11 protein-coding genes are annotated in these 17,620 nt (G+C 74.3%); 8 read left to right on the top strand and 3 right to left on the bottom strand.

Translation table 11 applies throughout. The features are described 5' to 3' along the window. Positions 1-249: 249 nt before the first annotated feature. Positions 250-1,611: an SWIM zinc finger family protein gene (locus tag IG64_RS27130; protein ID WP_037860950.1), complete on the bottom strand. Its 1,362-nt coding sequence runs from the start codon at positions 1,609-1,611 to the stop codon at positions 250-252. A gap of 134 nt (positions 1,612-1,745) precedes the next feature. Here IG64_RS27130 and IG64_RS27135 point away from each other — a divergent pair, with 134 nt between their 5' ends. The 5 genes from IG64_RS27135 to sucD all read left to right on the top strand — a co-directional run bounded on the left by IG64_RS27135 (position 1,746) and on the right by sucD (position 9,923). Then, the gene (locus IG64_RS27135) at positions 1,746-2,897 is read left to right on the top strand and encodes an ATP-binding protein (RefSeq protein ID WP_037860952.1); all 1,152 of its coding nucleotides are present in this window, start codon (positions 1,746-1,748) and stop codon (positions 2,895-2,897) included. A gap of 168 nt (positions 2,898-3,065) precedes the next feature. Then, positions 3,066-5,903, top strand: coding sequence for a DUF5682 family protein (locus IG64_RS27140; protein ID WP_234438624.1), 2,838 nt, complete (start codon positions 3,066-3,068; stop codon positions 5,901-5,903). Positions 5,904-6,042: 139 nt separating this feature from the next. Further along, a complete protein-coding gene (locus IG64_RS27145; protein WP_037860954.1) occupies positions 6,043-7,233 on the top strand; it encodes a VWA domain-containing protein in 1,191 nt (396 codons plus the stop codon). A gap of 595 nt (positions 7,234-7,828) precedes the next feature. After that, positions 7,829-9,010: an ADP-forming succinate--CoA ligase subunit beta gene (sucC, locus tag IG64_RS27150; protein WP_037860956.1), complete on the top strand. Its 1,182-nt coding sequence runs from the start codon at positions 7,829-7,831 to the stop codon at positions 9,008-9,010. Between the two features lie 28 nt (positions 9,011-9,038). Next, complete coding sequence (gene sucD, locus IG64_RS27155) at positions 9,039-9,923, top strand: succinate--CoA ligase subunit alpha (protein WP_037860958.1); 885 nt, start codon at positions 9,039-9,041, stop codon at positions 9,921-9,923. 347 nt (positions 9,924-10,270) lie between these two features. On the opposite strand, the gene IG64_RS37700 is transcribed toward sucD, so the two are convergent. After that, a complete protein-coding gene (locus IG64_RS37700; RefSeq protein WP_420709994.1) occupies positions 10,271-11,404 on the bottom strand; it encodes an RNA polymerase sigma factor in 1,134 nt (377 codons plus the stop codon). Between the two features lie 96 nt (positions 11,405-11,500). Here IG64_RS37700 and IG64_RS27165 point away from each other — a divergent pair, with 96 nt between their 5' ends. Further along, positions 11,501-13,543: a DUF6350 family protein gene (locus tag IG64_RS27165; protein WP_234438625.1), complete on the top strand. Its 2,043-nt coding sequence runs from the start codon at positions 11,501-11,503 to the stop codon at positions 13,541-13,543. A gap of 109 nt (positions 13,544-13,652) precedes the next feature. On the opposite strand, the gene IG64_RS27170 is transcribed toward IG64_RS27165, so the two are convergent. Further along, positions 13,653-14,504 (bottom strand): hypothetical protein, encoded by an 852-nt coding sequence (locus IG64_RS27170; protein WP_037860959.1) that lies wholly within the window; start codon positions 14,502-14,504, stop codon positions 13,653-13,655. Between the two features lie 411 nt (positions 14,505-14,915). Between IG64_RS27170 and purN the strand changes: the two genes are divergently transcribed. After that, complete coding sequence (gene purN / locus IG64_RS27175; protein WP_037860961.1) at positions 14,916-15,545, top strand: phosphoribosylglycinamide formyltransferase; 630 nt, start codon at positions 14,916-14,918, stop codon at positions 15,543-15,545. Continuing rightward, complete coding sequence (gene purH, locus IG64_RS27180; RefSeq protein ID WP_037860962.1) at positions 15,542-17,107, top strand: bifunctional phosphoribosylaminoimidazolecarboxamide formyltransferase/IMP cyclohydrolase; 1,566 nt, start codon at positions 15,542-15,544, stop codon at positions 17,105-17,107. Before purN ends, purH begins: the two co-directional genes overlap by 4 nt. Positions 17,108-17,620: the final 513 nt, after the last annotated feature.

Here is a 17,620-nt window from a genome sequence, read left to right on the forward strand (position 1 = left end):
GTCCTTTCCGTTGCCGGGTGCCCGAAGAGGGTGGTCGGAGGGTCACCCGGTCCGGGTTTCCCCTGAGGTGGAAGAAATGCGTGTAACCGGTGAGAAAGGGCGGGCTCGTGAGGTGTCGTCGGGGTGCGCCTTTCGGGTGAGACTTCCCGCTCTGCCCAGAAGCCCTCGCTCCGTACGCCGACGTCACTCCGATGCCGGACACGACACCCCTGCCGACCGGGGCGGATGTCGCAGACGGTGTACAGGTGGTCAGCACAGCGTCACCGCCTCGCCGTCACCCTGCGGCCACGCCGTCAGGGGGGTGAACCCGCGGTGGCCGCACTCCCCGAAGACCGTGACCGGCGCTCCGCCCGAAAGGGCGACCAGCCGCCACAGGCCGGGCCGGGAACGGGCCAGGGGGGTCAGGGGCAGTGCGTGGTCCGACCCCGCGTCGGCCAGCTGCCAGGAGTCGCCGGCCGGGACCGGTACCACCTCGCCCAGAGTCACCGGGACCGACTCCAGCCAGGGGTCGTCGCGCAGCGCCTCGCCGTAGCGGGCCACCGCCTGCGCCGTGGTCACGCCGGGCGGGCGGGTACGTGTCGGGGCCGGGGGCGCGAACTGCTCGCCCAGCGCCGCACGCAGCTGTCCCGCGCCGGGGTAGGGGGTCACCTCCGCCTCCAGGCACAGCCCCACCGGCAGCGCCGGCTCCGGTGCGCGGCCGGCCGCGCCGTAGGACAGCAGCAGGACCGTACGGCCGCAACCGGTGCCGTGCAGCCAGATCCGGCGCGTGGTCAGCTTCGCGTCCGCCGTGTCGTACTGGGCGAGGACCAGCCAGCGGTCGCGCACCGGCGGCCCTTCGGCGGAACCCGGCAGCCCGACACGGGAGCGGACCGTCGCCGCCAGGTCCTGCGGCAGCCGCTCGCGGTGCAGCCAGCCCTGGTCCAGGAGGTGCAGCAGCGCGCACTCCTCCAGCAGCCGCACCGGCCAGCCCGGACCGGAGGACGGTATCGCGCCCAGTTCCCGCACCCGGGCCGCGAGCCCTGGGGCCTGGGCGTCGACCATCCGGGCCGCCGTCTCCTCCCACAGCCCGTACCCCGCCTGCTCGGCCGTGGCCAGGCCGCCGCGCAGGAGGTCGGCCAGGCGCTGCTCCAGCTCCGTTGCGCCCGCGGTGATCCGCTCGGCCCGGCGCTCCGCCCGGTGCAGCGCCGCCTGCGGGTCCGCCGCGCCGCCCGCGGGCTCCGCCGCCTTCTCCGTCTTCTCCGAGGCCCGCTTGCGCCGGCCCGCCAGCCACTGCTCGGCCCACTGCGGTGTTCCGGCGGCGGGCACGGTGGCGACCGCATTCTCCCCGCCGGCCCACAGCAGCAGCAGGCCGAGCGCGTGCTTGCACGGGAACTTACGGCTCGGACAACTGCACTTGTACGCCGGACCCGACGCGTCGGCGAGGTCGACGACCGTCTGATACGGCTTGCTCCCGCTGCCCTTGCACAGCCCCCACACCGTCCCCTCGTCGGAACTCCCCGCCTCGGACCACGGTCCCGCCGTGCCGAGTTTGCTTCCCGCTTTGCGTGACGCGACGTCAGGCGCCAGTGCCAGCACCTGGTCCGCACTCCAGCGCACCCCCTGCTGAGTCATGCCGTCGAAGGTAGGCGCCCCCACTGACAATCGGCCCCGGCGAGCGCGTTTGCGCAGGTCGGAACGCATTGTCAGTGCCGTGGTGCACGGTTGGTGACAGATCCGAACCGGCCGAGCTGGAGGGGGCCTCAGCCATGTCTGTGACCGTAGAACCCACGTCCGCGGAACCGATCCGCACCGACTCCGCGCCCGCGAAAACGGGCGGCGAGCAGGCGCTGCGGCCGCACGCCGAGGACGCCTTCGCCGACGAACTGGCCGCCCTGGCGGCGCAGGACGACCGTCCGCGCCCGGCGCGGTGGAAGCTGTCGCCGTGGGCCGTGGCCACCTACCTCCTCGGCGGGACCCTGCCGGACGGCACGGTGATCACACCGAAGTACGTCGGCCCGCGCCGCATCGTCGAGGTCGCCGTCACCACCCTCGCCACCGACCGCGCCCTGCTCCTGCTCGGCGTGCCCGGCACCGCCAAGACCTGGGTGTCGGAGCACCTGGCCGCCGCGGTCAGCGGCGACTCCACGCTGCTGGTGCAGGGCACCGCGGGCACCCCGGAGGAGGCGATCCGCTACGGCTGGAACTACGCCCGGCTGCTGGCGCACGGCCCGAGCCGGGACGCCCTGGTGCCCAGCCCCGTCATGCGGGCGATGGCCGAGGGGATGACCGCCCGCGTCGAGGAGCTGACCCGTATCCCGGCCGACGTCCAGGACACCCTGATCACGATCCTGTCGGAGAAGACCCTGCCGATACCGGAGCTGGGCCAGGAGGTGCAGGCGGTCCGCGGGTTCAACCTGATCGCCACGGCCAACGACCGCGACCGCGGGGTCAACGACCTGTCCAGCGCCCTGCGCCGGCGGTTCAACACGGTGGTGCTGCCGCTGCCGGAGACTCCCGAGGCCGAGGTGGACATCGTCTCCCGGCGCGTCGACCAGATCGGCCGCTCCCTCGACCTGCCGTCCGTGCCGGACGGCGTCGACGAGATCCGCCGGGTCGTGACCGTCTTCCGCGAACTGCGCGACGGCGTCACCACGGACGGCCGGACGAAGCTGAAGTCACCCAGCGGCACGCTGTCGACGGCCGAGGCGATCTCCGTCGTCACCAACGGGCTCGCGCTGGCCGCGCACTTCGGCGACGGGGTGCTGCGGGCCGGTGATGTCGCGGCGGGCATCCTCGGCGCCGTCGTCCGCGACCCGGCGGCCGACCGCGTCATCTGGCAGGAGTACCTGGAGACCGTGGTCCGCGAGCGCGACGGCTGGAAGGACTTCTACCGGGCCTGCCGGGAGGTGAGCGCGTGAGCGGCGGCGTGAGCGGGACGGGACCGGTGACGGACGTGAGCGGAAGGGGAGCGGTGACGGGCGTGCGGGGGACGGGACCGGTGACGGGCGGCCCGGTGCGGGCCCGCGACGACGACGAGCCCAGCTGGACGGGCAGCCGGGGCGGACGACGGACAGTGGGGGGACGGCGTGCCGGGCGCTGAGCGCGACGAGGGGAAGGGCAGCCGCGGATCCGGCGCGGGGCCGCTGCTGCTCGGGGTGCGGCATCACGGGCCGGGTTCCGCGCGGGCGGTGCGGGCGGCGCTGGAGGCGGCCCGGCCGTCGGTGGTGCTGATCGAGGGCCCTCCGGAGGCCGACGCGCTCGTCCCGCTCGCCGCGGACGACGGCATGCGGCCGCCGGTCGCCCTGCTCGCCCACGCCGTGGACGAGCCCGGCCGCTGCGCGTTCTGGCCGATGGCCGGGTTCTCCCCGGAGTGGACCGCCCTCCGCTGGGCCCTGGAGCACGGCGTCCCGGCCCGCTTCATCGACCTCCCGGCCACGCACACGCTCGCCTGGGAGAGCGGCACCACCGGGACGCCCGAGGACGGCGGGACGCCCGAGGACGGCGGGGAGCGCACGGGCGGGGAGGGCTCCGCGGAGGAGGGGACCGCGGAGCCCTCGGGGCGGCCGGCCGGCGCCGAGGTGCGGATCGACCCGCTCGCCGTGCTGGCGGACACCGCCGGGTACGACGACCCGGAGCGCTGGTGGGAGGACGTCGTCGAGCACCGCGGCGCGGGACGGAAGGACGCGTTCGCCCCCTTCCTGGTGCTGGAGGAGGCCATGGGGGCGCTGCGCGAGACCTACGGCGGCAGCGACCGCGATCTCGTGCGCGAGGCCCACATGCGGCTCCAGGTACGGGCGGCGCAGCGGGAGTTCGACGGCACCGTGGCCGTGGTGTGCGGTGCCTGGCACGTGCCCGCGCTGCGGCGGAGGACCACCGTGACCGCGGACCGGGCGCTGCTGAAGGGTCTTCCCAAGGTCAAGACGGACATGACGTGGGTGCCGTGGACGCACCGCAGGCTCTCCCGGTTCAGCGGATACGGAGCGGGCGTCGACGCGCCGGGCTGGTACGCCCATCTGTTCGGCGTGCCGGACCGCCCGGTCGAGCGGTGGCTGACGAAGGTGGCGGGGCTGCTGCGCGAGGAGGACCGGATCGTGTCCTCCGCCCACGTCATCGAGGCGGTACGGCTGGCCGAGACGCTCGCGGCGATGCGGGGCCGCCCGCTCCCCGGGCTGAGCGAGACCACCGATGCCGTGCGGGCGGTGATGGGCGACGGCTCGGACGTGCCGCTGGCCCTGGTGCACGACCGGCTGGTGGTCGGGGACGTCCTCGGTGAGGTACCGGAAGCGGCGCCCGCGGTGCCGTTGCAGCGGGACCTGTCCCGCCTCCAGCGCAGGCTGCGCCTCAAACCCGAGGCACTGGAGCGGGAGGTGGAACTGGACCTGCGCAAGGAGACCGACGCCGCGCGCAGCAGGCTGCTGCACCGGCTGCGGCTGCTGGGTGTCGGCTGGGGCGAGCCCGCGGCCTCCCGGGGGAGCACCGGCACGTTCCGGGAGACCTGGCGGCTGCGCTGGGAGCCGGAGCTGTCGGTGCGGGTCGCCGAGGCCGGGGTGTGGGGCACGACCGTGTCCGCCGCCGCCACCGCCAGGGCCGAGGCGGACGCGGCCGGCACGGACGTCCTCGCCGAGGTGACGGCGCTCGCCGAGCGCTGCCTGCTGGCCGGGCTGTCGGACGCGCTGCCGGTGGTGATGCGCGTGCTCGCCGACCGGGCGGCGCTCGACACCGACGTCGGGCACCTCGCCCAGGCCCTGCCGGCCCTGGTCCGCTCCCTGCGCTACGGCGACGTGCGCGGCACGGACACGCAGGCCCTGGCGGAGGTGGCCGCGGGTCTTGCCGAGCGGGTCTTCGTCGGCCTGCCCCCGGCCTGCGCCGCCCTGGACGCGGACGCCGCCGAGGAGATGCGGCGTCACATGGACGCGGTCCACACGGCCGTGGGTCTGCTCGGTGACACCCTCGGGGCGGGCCGCGGCGACCTGCGGGCCCGCTGGCACGGGGTGCTCGGAGTCCTGTCGGGCCGGGACAGCGTGGCCGGGATCGTCCGGGGGCGGGCGGTGCGACTGCTGCTCGACGACGGCGCCGTCGCGCAGGAGCGGGCGGCGCGGCTCATGGGGCTCGCGCTCTCCCCGGGCACGCCGCCGCCGGACGCGGCCGCCTGGATCGAGGGCTTCGTCGGCGGCGGGGGCGGGATGCTGCTGGTGCACGACGAACGGCTGCTCGGGCTGGTCGACGCCTGGCTGTCCGGTGTGCCGGCGGACGCGTTCACCGACGTGCTGCCGCTGCTGCGGCGCACCTTCTCGGCGTACGAGCCCGGGGTGCGCCGGACGCTCGGGGAACTGGTCCGGCGCGGTCCGGGCCAGGACGACCGCTCGGCCGGGACGGCGGCGGCCGGTGCCCCCGGTTTCGCGGCCGGCCTCGACCAGGAACGGGCCGCCGCGGTGCAGCCGGTCGTGCGGCTGCTCCTGGGACTGGACAGCCCCGGCCCCGGCCGGGACACCGGGCTCGGCCCGCACCCCATCCCCGGCCGTGGCACCGAGCCCGGCCGGGACACCGGGCTCGGCCCGCACCCCATCCCCGGCCGTGGCACCGAGCCCGGCCGGGCCGCCGGGCCGCGCCCGCACTCCGGGCCCGGCCGAAGGACCGGCTCCTCCTCGGGCACCGCGCCAGGTCCGGACACCGAGCCCGGCCCGCACGCCATCCCCGGCCGTGACACCGAGCCCGCCCGGCATCCCGAGCCCGGCCGAAGCGCCGGCTCCTCCTCGGGCGCCGCGCCCGGTCCGGACGCCAGGGCCGGCCGGGAGACCGGGACCGGCCCGGACATCGGTGCGGGTGTGGCCTCCGGGGCCGGTGCCGGTGGGAAGAGCGGCGACCGGTTCGCGGGGGCGGCGGTGAGGGCGATACCAGAGCGGTACGACGGGGTGGCGGTGTGACGGTGCTGGAGAGCCATGGCAGGGGTGGCGGCGTGACGATGCCGGTAGGGCGTGAAGGGGGTGGCGGCATGACGATGCCGGTGGGGCGTGACGGGATGGCGGTAGGCCGATGCGGGCAAGGCGTGACGGGGTGGGGGGTATGACCGTGGCGGAGGGGTGCGGCGCGGGCGGGGCGGACGCGGACCGGGAGCGGTTGCGGCGCTGGCGGCTCGTGCTCGGCGGGGACACGGCCGACGGCACCGGATGCGCCCTCTCCGGACGGGACGCGGCGATGGACGGGGCGCTGGCCGCGCTCTACGGCAAGGGAGACAAGCCGCGGACGGGCCGCGCCGGGCGGGAGCGTTCCGCCGGGCTCGGGGCCTCGGCGCCCTCCGTGGCGCGCTGGCTCGGAGACATCCGGACGTACTTCCCGGCCTCCGTCGTCCAGGTGATGCAGCGGGACGCCATCGACCGGCTCGGGCTGTCCACGCTGCTGCTGGAACCGGAGATGCTGGAGGCGGTGGAAGCGGACGTCCACCTCGTCGGCACGCTGCTCTCGCTCAACAAGGCGATGCCGGAGACGACGAAGGAGACGGCACGGGCCGTGGTGCGCAGGGTCGTGGAGGACCTGGAGAAGCGGCTCGCCACGCGTACCCGGGCCACCCTCACCGGCGCCCTCGACCGCAGCGCCCGCATCAGCCGGCCGCGCCACCACGACATCGACTGGAACCGCACGATCGCGGCCAACCTCAAGCACTACCTGCCCGAGTACCGCACGATCGTGCCGGAACGGCTCATCGGGTACGGGCGTGCGTCGCAGTCCGTGAAGAAGGAGGTCGTCCTCTGCATCGACCAGTCGGGGTCGATGGCGGCCTCGGTGGTGTACGCGTCGGTGTTCGGGGCGGTGCTGGCGTCCATGCGCTCGATCAGCACGCGGCTGGTGGTGTTCGACACGGCGGTCGTCGACCTGACCGACCAGCTCGACGACCCGGTGGACGTGCTCTTCGGCACCCAGCTCGGCGGCGGCACGGACATCAACCGGGCGCTGGCGTACTGCCAGTCGCAGATCACCCGGCCAGCCGAGACGGTGGTCGTGCTGATCAGCGACCTGTACGAGGGAGGCATACGCAACGAGATGCTGAAGCGGGTGGCGGCGATGCAGGCGTCGGGGGTGCAGTTCGTGACGCTGCTCGCGCTCTCCGACGAGGGGGCGCCGGCGTACGACAGGGAGCACGCCGCGGCGCTGGCGGCGCTCGGCGCCCCGGCGTTCGCCTGCACCCCGGACCTGTTCCCCGACGTGATGGCGGCGGCGATCGAGAAGCGACCGCTGCCGGTCCCGGAGACCGCGTGAGGAGCAACGGGCCGGGGGCGCGGAGAGCCGGCCGCGCATCTCCTACCCATCGGTAACAGGGGCTTGCGCGAGGACGGGCGGTGCGTGCAAGGATCAGTGCCTCGCCGGCCCGTGCCCCGGGCCCGGAGCCGTCCGCGGCGGCCCGCGAGACCTCGCGACCCCGTGGGACCGGTGGGCCCGGTCGGCCGAAAACCGTCGGTTTCTCCGGACGTCCGCCCGGCAACCCGCGGAAGGGCCGGCTGGTCCCCATTGGGGTGGGGATCAGCCGCCCGAGCCCCCCAGGGGCTCTTCCTGGGGTCTCACCGGGTCAACCCCAGCCCGGTGAGATCCCGACGGAAGCCTCGCCGCAGGGCCGCCGCGGCCTCACACGCGGCACGCGGTGCCAGTGAAGGCGGCATCATGTGACAGGTATCACCGCTCAGGTGTGACCCTCGATTTATGGCGCCCCCGCAAGCGGCGATAACCTGCGAGATGGACATGCCGCGCGCTCGGACACCGTGTGCGCCTCCCTTGTGACAAGCGGACGTCACGTTGCCCTTCGCGGCACGCCCACGCATCCAACGAACCGCGAGATCACTGATAGGGACGGAAGCGCGTGGACCTGTTCGAGTACCAGGCGAGGGACCTCTTCGCCAAGCACGATGTACCGGTGCTGGCCGGTGAAGTCATCGACACGCCTGAGGCGGCGCGCGAGATCACCGAGCGTCTGGGCGGCAAGTCCGTCGTCAAGGCGCAGGTGAAGGTCGGTGGTCGCGGCAAGGCCGGCGGCGTGAAGCTCGCCGCCACCCCGGAGGAGGCCGTCGCCCGCTCGACGGACATCCTCGGCATGGACATCAAGGGCCACACGGTCCACAAGGTCATGATCGCCGAGACGGCCCCCGAGATCGTCGAGGAGTACTACGTCTCCTTCCTCCTCGACCGTGCGAACCGCACCTTCCTCTCCATCGCCTCCGTCGAGGGCGGCATGGAGATCGAGGAGGTCGCCGCGACCCGCCCCGAGGCCGTCGCCAAGACCCCGATCGACGCCATCGACGGTGTGACGCCGGAGAAGGCCCGCGAGATCGTCGAGGCCGCGAAGTTCCCGGCCGAGGTCGCCGACAAGGTCGCGAACGTCCTGGTCAAGCTCTGGGACACCTTCATCAAGGAGGACGCCCTCCTGGTCGAGGTCAACCCGCTGGCCAAGGTCGCCTCCGGTGAGGTCATCGCCCTGGACGGCAAGGTGTCGCTCGACGACAACGCCGAGTTCCGTCACCCCGACTTCGAGGCCCTCCACGACAAGGCCGCGGCCAACCCGCTCGAGGCCGCCGCCAAGGAGAAGAACCTCAACTACGTCAAGCTCGACGGCGAGGTCGGCATCATCGGCAACGGCGCGGGTCTCGTCATGAGCACCCTGGACGTCGTGGCGTACGCCGGTGAGAAGCACGGCAACGTCAAGCCCGCCAACTTCCTGGACATCGGCGGCGGCGCCTCCGCCCAGGTCATGGCGAACGGCCTGGAGATCATCCTGGGCGACCCGGACGTCAAGTCCGTCTTCGTCAACGTCTTCGGTGGCATCACCGCCTGCGACGAGGTCGCCAACGGCATCGTCCAGGCCCTGAAGCTCCTGGAGGACCGCGGCGAGCAGGTCAGCAAGCCGCTGGTCGTCCGCCTCGACGGCAACAACGCCGAGCTGGGCCGCAAGATCCTCACCGACGCGAACCACCCGCTGGTGCAGCGCGTCGACACCATGGACGGCGCGGCCGACAAGGCCGCCGAGCTGGCCCACGCCGCCAAGTAATCACTCAGGACGAGGACACCAACACACCATGGCTATCTGGCTCAACAAGGACAGCAAGGTCATCGTCCAGGGCATGACCGGCTCCACCGGCATGAAGCACACCAAGCTCATGCTCGGTGACGGCACCAACGTCGTCGGTGGCGTGAACCCGCGCAAGGCGGGTCAGACCGTGGACTTCGACGGCACCGAGGTACCGGTCTTCGGCACCGTCAAGGAGGCCATCGAGAAGACCGGCGCCGACGTCTCCGTCATCTTCGTGCCGGAGAAGTTCACCAAGGACGCGGTCGTCGAGGCCATCGACGCCGAGATCCCGCTGGCCGTCGTGATCACCGAGGGCATCGCCGTGCACGACTCGGCCGCCTTCTGGGCGTACGCCGGCAAGAAGGGCAACAAGACCCGCATCATCGGCCCGAACTGCCCCGGCATCATCACGCCGGGCCAGTCGAACGTCGGCATCATCCCGGGCGACATCACCAAGCCGGGCCGTATCGGCCTGGTCTCGAAGTCCGGCACGCTGACGTACCAGATGATGTACGAGCTGCGTGACATCGGCTTCTCGACGGCCGTCGGCATCGGTGGCGACCCGATCATCGGCACCACGCACATCGACGCGCTCGCCGCGTTCGAGGCCGACCCCGAGACCGACCTGATCGTCATGATCGGCGAGATCGGCGGCGACGCCGAGGAGCGCGCGGCCGACTTCATCAAGGCCAACGTGACCAAGCCGGTCGTCGGCTACGTCGCCGGCTTCACCGCGCCCGAGGGCAAGACCATGGGCCACGCCGGCGCCATCGTCTCCGGTTCGTCCGGCACCGCCCAGGCGAAGAAGGAGGCCCTGGAGGCCGCGGGCGTCAAGGTCGGCAAGACCCCGACCGAGACGGCCAAGCTGGCCCGCGCCATCCTCAGCGCCTGAGCCCGGTTCCGCGCAGCGGAACGGCGGACATCGGTGGGCCCGTCCCCGGCGACATGCCGGGTGCGGGCCCACCGCCGTGTCCGGACCGCGAGCCCCGGCCGACGAGCCCCCGCCGCGCCTTCCGGTCGCCGGGCCCGGCCGTGCCTCCCGCCCGGCGAACCCTGACCGCGAGCCCCGGCCGTGCCCTGCGGCCGCTGGGCCCCGACTGTGAGCCCCGGGCGACGAGTCCCCGCCGCGCCTCACGGCCGATGAGCCCGCCGTGCCTCCCGCCCGGCGAACCCTGACCGCGAGCCCTGGCCGTACCGCCAGTCCCGGCAACCGTGAGCCCCGGCCGGACCGTGGCCTGCCTACCGGGTTTCCGGTGCCAGTCGCTCCGGTCCTGACGTCACCTCCTTCTTCAGTTCGGCGCGCAGCTTCTGCTCCTGCTGCGACAGGGGGCCGAGCAGGCCCGGCACCGGCAGGCCCTGGATCGCGTGGCCGGGGGAGACCGGCGCGAAATAGCGCGTGGGCGCCGTCTGCAGGGTGAGCGCGGTGGCGCCGATGATGGTGACCGTGAACGCGATGGCGGAACGCGTCCAGAAGCGGGTGCTGCGCTCCCCGGCGCTCCGCACAGCGGCGGGCGCTGCGGGCGCCGCCGGACGCGGCACCGACCCGGCGGCCGCCTCCGCCGCCCGCACCACGGCCCCGGCGGAGGTCACCGCGGCCCCCGCCCCCACCGCGCCACCGGCGCCGGCCCCGCGACCGGCCCCCGCCCCGGCACCCGTCACGGCTCCGGCCCCCGGCCCCACCACGACACCGGCCCCCGCGGCCACCGCCGCCCCCGCTCCCATCGCCGTGCGCGTCGCATCGCCGGCCAGGTGCCAGGCCGAGCCGAGCCGGACCAGGCGCCGGTGCAGTTCCGCCGGGTCCGCGAGTTCCGGCAGGCACGCGGCGACGGCCTCGCGCGCGTGCATCAGCCGGTTCGCCGCCGCCGGGGTGCTCGCCTCGGTCTCCGCCGCGGTCTCCGGCAGGTCGAGGCCGACACCGTCGTAGAGGACCAGGGTGCGGCGGTACGAGGGCGGGAGCCGCAGCAGGGAGTGCTGGAGCGCGCGGTCGGCCGGGTCCGGGGGCGGGTCGGGGACGCGGTTGCGCGGCAGGCAGCGGTGCCACGGGGAGAGCGCGCAGTCGTACGCCGTGGCCCTGACCCAGCCGGCCGGGTCGCGGTCGTGGGCCACTTCCGGCCAGCGCTGCCAGGCCAGTTGGAAGGCCCGCTCCACCGCTTCGCGGGCCCGCTCGCGGCGGCCGGTGAGCAGGTAGGCCTGACGGACGAGGGCCGGTGCGCAGAAGGCGTAAAGAGCGTCGAAGGCCTGAGCGGGTGTCAGGGGCCCCGCCGTGCTCGCGCCGGTCTTCCGTTCGATCTGAGTGCGCGTCAGTGTGGTGCTCGGGCCGGGGTGTCGGTCCGCCGGGCGTACGGACAGTGGGTTCGCATGACTGGTCGTCACCGTGCGTCCCTCCGTGTGAATAGGCACATAAACGTATATTGAGCGACACTTCGGAGGTTCGCCTGTTGCGCCGGGAAAGCGTGTGACGTTGGGAGCATGGCGGGCGTGATCCAGACGACCCCTCGACGTCCGCCGTTGCCCCGCCTGCGCACCCGGGTACGGGACCGCTCACCCGGATTCGGCGCCGGTTTCCTGGGCGGTGTGGTCGCCGCGGGCCTCGGCCTCGGCTCGTTCGCGGTGCTCGACATCGTGCTGTGGATCAGCTCGCCGTACCCCGACAGCGGGCCGAGCGGTGCGCTGCACGTCGCCGCCGCGCTGTGGCTGCTGGCGCACGGCGCCGAACTGGTCCGCACCGACACCCTCACCTCGGTGCCCGCGCCGATCGGCCTGACCCCGCTGCTGCTGTCCGTGGCGCCCGTGCTGCTGGTGCACCGGGCCGCGCGGGACGCGACCGACGGCGCTGACGGCGGCCCGCTCGTCCCCCCGCGCACCGCCTGGGCCGGTGTCCTCCTCGGGTACCTCGCCGTCGCCGTCGGCGCCGCGGTCTACGCGGCGGGCGGGGCCCTGCACCCGGGGTGGTTCTCGACCGCGGTGTGGGTGCCGTTCGTCGTCGCGGTGGCGGCGGCCAGCGGCGTCTGGGCGGCGTACGGCTGCCCGCGCGCGCCGCTGGACCGGGCGCTCGGCTCGCTCTCCCCCGGCGTGCGGCGTCTGCTGCTCGGGCCGGGACCACGGGCGCGGCTCGGTGCCTCGGCCCGTGCGGCCGGGGCGGGAGCGGTGGTGTTCGTCGGGGGCGGGGCGCTGGTGCTCGGGGTGTCGCTGGTCGGGCACGGCCAAGCGGCCCAGGGCGCCTTCCTGAAGCTGACGGAGGGCTGGTCGGGACGGTTCGCCGTGCTGCTGCTGTGTCTGGCGCTGCTGCCGAACGCGGTGCTGTGGGCGGCGGCGTACACGCTCGGCCCCGGCTTCGTGCTCGGCGCCGGGCACACGGTCGACCCGTTCGTCTCCGCGCCGGCCCCGCTGCTGCCGCCGTTCCCGCTGCTCGCGGCGGTGCCGGACGCGGGGCCGGGCAGCCCGCTGCACCTGGTGACGGCAGCGGTGCCGGTGGCTGCCGGGCTGTCCATCGGCTGGTTCGTCGCGGGCGCGGCGGCGCGGGAGGGCCGGGGCCCGCGGGACGCCGGGGACGGCGGAGGCCCCCGGAACCCCGGGGACTCGCGGGACGGGGTGCGGGCGTGGTCCTTGCGCCGGACGGCGGGCGGGGCGGCCCTGGCGTGCCTGCTGTGCGCGATCGGGCTCGGGGTCTTCGCCGAACTGGCGGGCGGCCCGCTGGGGAACGCCGTCCTCGACGACTTCGGGCCGGTGGGCTGGCAGGTCATGGGCGCCACCCTGCTGTGGACCTCGGCGGCGGCCGTGCCGACGGCGCTGGCCGTACGGGTCTGGCGCTGCCTGGGCGGCCGGATCCGCGGGGCCGGGGAGGCCGGGCAGCGGCTGATCGGGCGGCCCCGCCCCGGCGGGCGCGGGAAGGACGGCGTGAGCGGGGGGAGCGGCAAGGGCGCTGCCCGGCCGGTACGGATCCCGGACACCGGCGGCCGGCTGCCCGCGCGCTACGACGCCGCCCTCGAACCGTACGACGTCCTGCCCCTCGACCCGCCGTCCCTCGACCCGCCCTCCTGGCAGACGGCCCCCGCGAAGCCGCAAGGATCCGCGAAGCCGCAGGGACCCGCGAACGCGCAGGGATCCGCGAGGCCGGAGAGGCCAGCGGAACCGCAGAGGTCCGCGAGGCCGGACGGGGGCGGAAAGCCGGTGGGATCGGCCTCCGAGCCGCCAGGGCGCGTGAAACCAGGGCTCGCGACGGGACCCGGACCCTCCGGCAGCGGGAACACCGGGAACACCGGGAACAGCCGGAACACACCGAACACCGGGAACAGCCGGAACCCCGGAACGTCGGCCGGCGGCGACGGCGTGTCCGAGGGCCACCGGCAGCGGAACGCGGACGTCCGCCGGGACACGGCGGACAGCCCTCGGAACAAGGCGGACGGCCCCGTGGGCGGCGCGGACGGCCCCGTGGAGACGGACGCGGCGCCCACCGCCCTCCTCGCGCGGGACAGCAAGCCCCCCGCCCCCACCGACGAACCGGCCGGGTGACCCGGGTGACCCGCGGACCTGTGTCCCGAGGAGCCCGGGCGGCCCGGGGGGCGTGGGACCCGAGGGATCTGGGCGGCCCGGGGCACGCAGCGTCGGCAGGACGCCCGTCTCAGCCGTCCGTGCCCAGCATGCCCCGCAGTTCGCTCGGCAGGTGGCGGTCGCAGGACTGCTGGGCCTGGTGGGTGAGCGCGTCGTTCACACAGGAGTAGTAGTCGCGGTAGACGAACTGCGCGGCGAAGCCCGCCGCGACCAGGGCGAGCGCCAGGGACGCGGTGACCAGGCCGCTGATCGCCGCCGTCAGCTGGGGCCGGTTGCTCCCGGGCGCCGGGGCCGGCGCCGCGTTGTCCGGGCCGGGCCTGCGCGGCTTGGTGCGCAGGGCGCTGATGCCCCAGTACAGGGCGAGCGCGCCGAGCAGCAGGGCGACGGGCGCCCAGCCGAACAGGACGAAGAAGAAGGCCCACATGCCGGACAGCAGGGAGAACCGGGCGCGGCGCTGTGCGGGATCGGTGGGGTCCCAGCGCATGCCGGGGCCGGGCCTGCCCTGCCCGCCGCCGGGCTGTCCGGGCCCGCCGCCGGGCCGCTCGGGCCGCTCGCCGAAACCGCCGGGGGAGCGTCCGGGCTGGCGGTCGCTCCACTGGCTGCCCCAGGGGGAACGTCCGTCACCGGAACCCTGGCTCTCGCCTTGACCGGAGGACCCGGAGCCCTGCCCGGATGAGCCCTGTCCGGAGGAGCCCTGCCCGGAGGGGTGGCGGGGCTGCCAGGGACGGTCGGGCGTGCCCTCGGCGGGCGGGGCGAACGGGTTGTCGTCGGGAGCGGAGCCGCCCCGCCCGCCGCCGCCGTCACCGCCCGCGGGCGCGTCGGGCGGTGAGGCGGGGCGCTCCCGCAGCAGCACGGCGCCGCGCTCCCCTCCCTGCACCGACAGCGGAGGGAGCGTGAGGAGTCGCGGGCTGCGGTCGGGCATCAAGTGAGCGTCTTCCCCTTGGTGAGTCACGACTGGTCGACTGGTCGGGCGGGTCCGCCGGGGCCGCCGTCCGGTCCGCGAGACGGTTCGCAAGCGGTGCGAAAAACGAGCCGGCAGACGAAACCGGCAGGCGAACCGACAAGCAGCCCGGGGGCGATCCGACAGGTCCCTCACCCCTTGAACGCCCGGAGCGCGGAGTGCGTTCCCCCGCTCTCCCCGGGTGTCCCCGGCGCGGTCCCGTACCAGGTCTGTGCAGACGCTACCTTCCGGCCACGCCCCCGTCCCATGGGGGCCGCCGGGAGTGCCGGTATCGTTGCTGGCGGTCGGCCGTTTCGTAGGCTTCCCCGTATCCGGGGGCGCGAAGCATTCGTACGACCGTACAAAACAGCTTCCCCGAGAAAGGGCCCCACCGTGGCCGCCAAGCCCGTGGCCAAGCGCCTCGTCGTGCTGGTCTCCGGATCCGGCACCAATCTGCAGGCGCTCCTCGACGCGATCGCCGAGGCCGGAGCCGAGTCGTACGGCGCCGAGATCGTCGCCGTGGGCGCCGACCGCGACGGCATCGAGGGGCTGGCGCGCGCCGAACGCGCCGGGCTGCCGACCTTCGTGCGGAAGGTCAAGGACCACGCCACCCGCGAGGAGTGGGACGCGGCGCTCGCCGAGGCCGTCGCCGCCCACGAGCCCGACCTCGTCGTGTCCGCCGGGTTCATGAAGATCGTGGGGAAGGAGTTCCTCGCGCGGTTCGGCGGGCGTTTCGTGAACACGCACCCCGCCCTGCTGCCCAGTTTCCCCGGGGCCCACGGCGTACGGGACGCGCTCGCGTACGGCGCGAAGGTCACCGGCTGCACCGTCCACTTCGTCGACGACGGCGTCGACACCGGCCCGATCATCGCCCAGGGCGTGGTCGAGATCCGGGACGAGGACGACGAGAGCGCGCTGCACGAGCGCATCAAGGAAGTCGAGCGAAGGCTGCTCGTCGAGGTCGTGAGCCGGCTCGCCCGCCACGGCTATCGCATCGAGGGACGAAAGGTAGTTATCCAGTGACCGCCGAGAGCAACAAGCGGCCCATCCGGCGCGCGCTCGTCAGCGTCTACGACAAGACCGGTCTGGAGCAGCTCGCGCGCGGGCTGCACGAGGCGGGCGTCGAACTCGTCTCCACCGGCTCCACCGCCGCGAAGATCGCCGCGGCCGGCGTGCCCGTCACCAAGGTCGAGGAGCTGACCGGGTTCCCCGAGTGCCTGGACGGCCGGGTCAAGACGCTGCACCCCAAGGTGCACGCGGGCATCCTCGCCGACCTGCGCCTGGAGGACCACCGGCGGCAGCTGGCCGAGCTGGGCGTGGAGCCCTTCGACCTGGTCGTCGTGAACCTCTACCCGTTCCGCGAGACGGTCGCCTCCGGTGCCTCGCCCGACGAGTGCGTGGAGCAGATCGACATCGGCGGCCCCTCCATGGTCCGCGCCGCCGCCAAGAACCACCCCTCGGTCGCGGTCGTCACCAGCCCCGAGCGCTACGCCGACGTCCTCGCCGCGGTGCAGGACGGCGGCTTCGACCTGGCCACCCGCAAGCGGCTCGCCGCCGAGGCCTTCCAGCACACGGCGTCGTACGACATCGCGGTGGCGGGCTGGTTCGCCTCCTCCTACGCGCCGGTCGACGACTCGGCCTTCCCCGACTTCCTCGGCGCCACCCTGGAGCGCAAGAGCACGCTGCGCTACGGCGAGAACCCGCACCAGCCCGCCGCGCTCTACGTCGACGGCACCGGCACCGGCCTCGCCGAGGCGGAGCAGCTGCACGGCAAGGAGATGTCGTACAACAACTACACGGACACGGACGCCGCCCGCCGTGCCGCGTACGACCACGACGAGCCCTGTGTGGCGATCATCAAACACGCCAACCCGTGCGGCATCGCGGTCGGCGCCGACGTCGCCGAGGCGCACCGCAAGGCGCACGCCTGCGACCCGGTCTCCGCCTACGGCGGCGTCATCGCCGTGAACCGGCCGGTCAGCAAGGAGATGGCCGAGCAGGTCGCGGACATCTTCACCGAGGTCATCGTCGCCCCCGACTACGAGGACGGCGCGCTGGAGGCCCTCGCCAGGAAGAAGAACATCCGGGTCCTGAAGGCGCCGGGCGCGCCCTCCCACCCGGCCGAGGTCAAGCCGGTCGACGGCGGCGCGCTGCTCCAGGTCACCGACCGCCTCCAGGCCGACGGCGACGACCCGGCCCACTGGACGCTCGCCAGCGGCGAGGCCCTGTCCGCCGACGAGCTGGCCGAACTCGCCTTCGCCTGGAAGGCCTGCCGGGCCGTCAAGTCCAACGCCATCCTGCTCGCCAAGGACGGCGCCTCGGTCGGCGTCGGCATGGGCCAGGTCAACCGCGTCGACTCCTGCAAGCTGGCGGTCGAGCGGGCCGGCGAGGAGCGGGCGCGCGGCTCCTACGCCGCCTCGGACGCGTTCTTCCCCTTCCCGGACGGCCCCGAGATCCTGATCGCGGCAGGCGTGAAGGCGATCGTCCAGCCGGGCGGTTCGATCCGCGACGAGCAGGTCGTGGAGGCCGCGAAGAAGGCGGGCGTGACCATGTACTTCACGGGCACGCGCCACTTCTTCCACTGAGCACCGCACCCTTGAGGTGCTCCTGAGCACCGCCTTTGGCCGGTTCTTTACGGTCGGTGGTCATCCGGGCCGGTGCCGCACGTACCCTGTGCGGCCCACCCGGATGATCACCGCTGCGAGGACCGGCCGTTTCCATGCCCTCTCACCCGGCCGGTCCCCGGCCGCGTCTGCGCCTGCCCCTCTGGACCGTCCCGGTGCTGTGGACCGTCCTGCTCGGCCTGTGGGGCCTGTCCCGCGGGCACAGCGTGGGGCGGGACGAGGCCGCGACCTGGCTCGTGGCGCAGCGGTCGACCGGCGAGATCTGGCACACCCTCCAGCACGTGGACGCCGTGCACGGGCTCTACCACCTGTGGATGCACGCCCTCTTCGGCTGCTTCGGGCCCGGCATCACGACTCTCAGACTGCCGTCCGTGCTGGCCATGGCCGCCGCGGCGGCCTGCGTGACGGTCGTCGGGTGCCGCCTGCGCGGAACGCGGACGGGACTGGTGGGCGGCCTGGCCCTGGCGTTGCTCC

Source organism: Streptomyces sp. NRRL S-340 (assembly GCF_000720185.1).
Classification (GTDB): Bacteria; Actinomycetota; Actinomycetes; order Streptomycetales; family Streptomycetaceae; genus Streptomyces.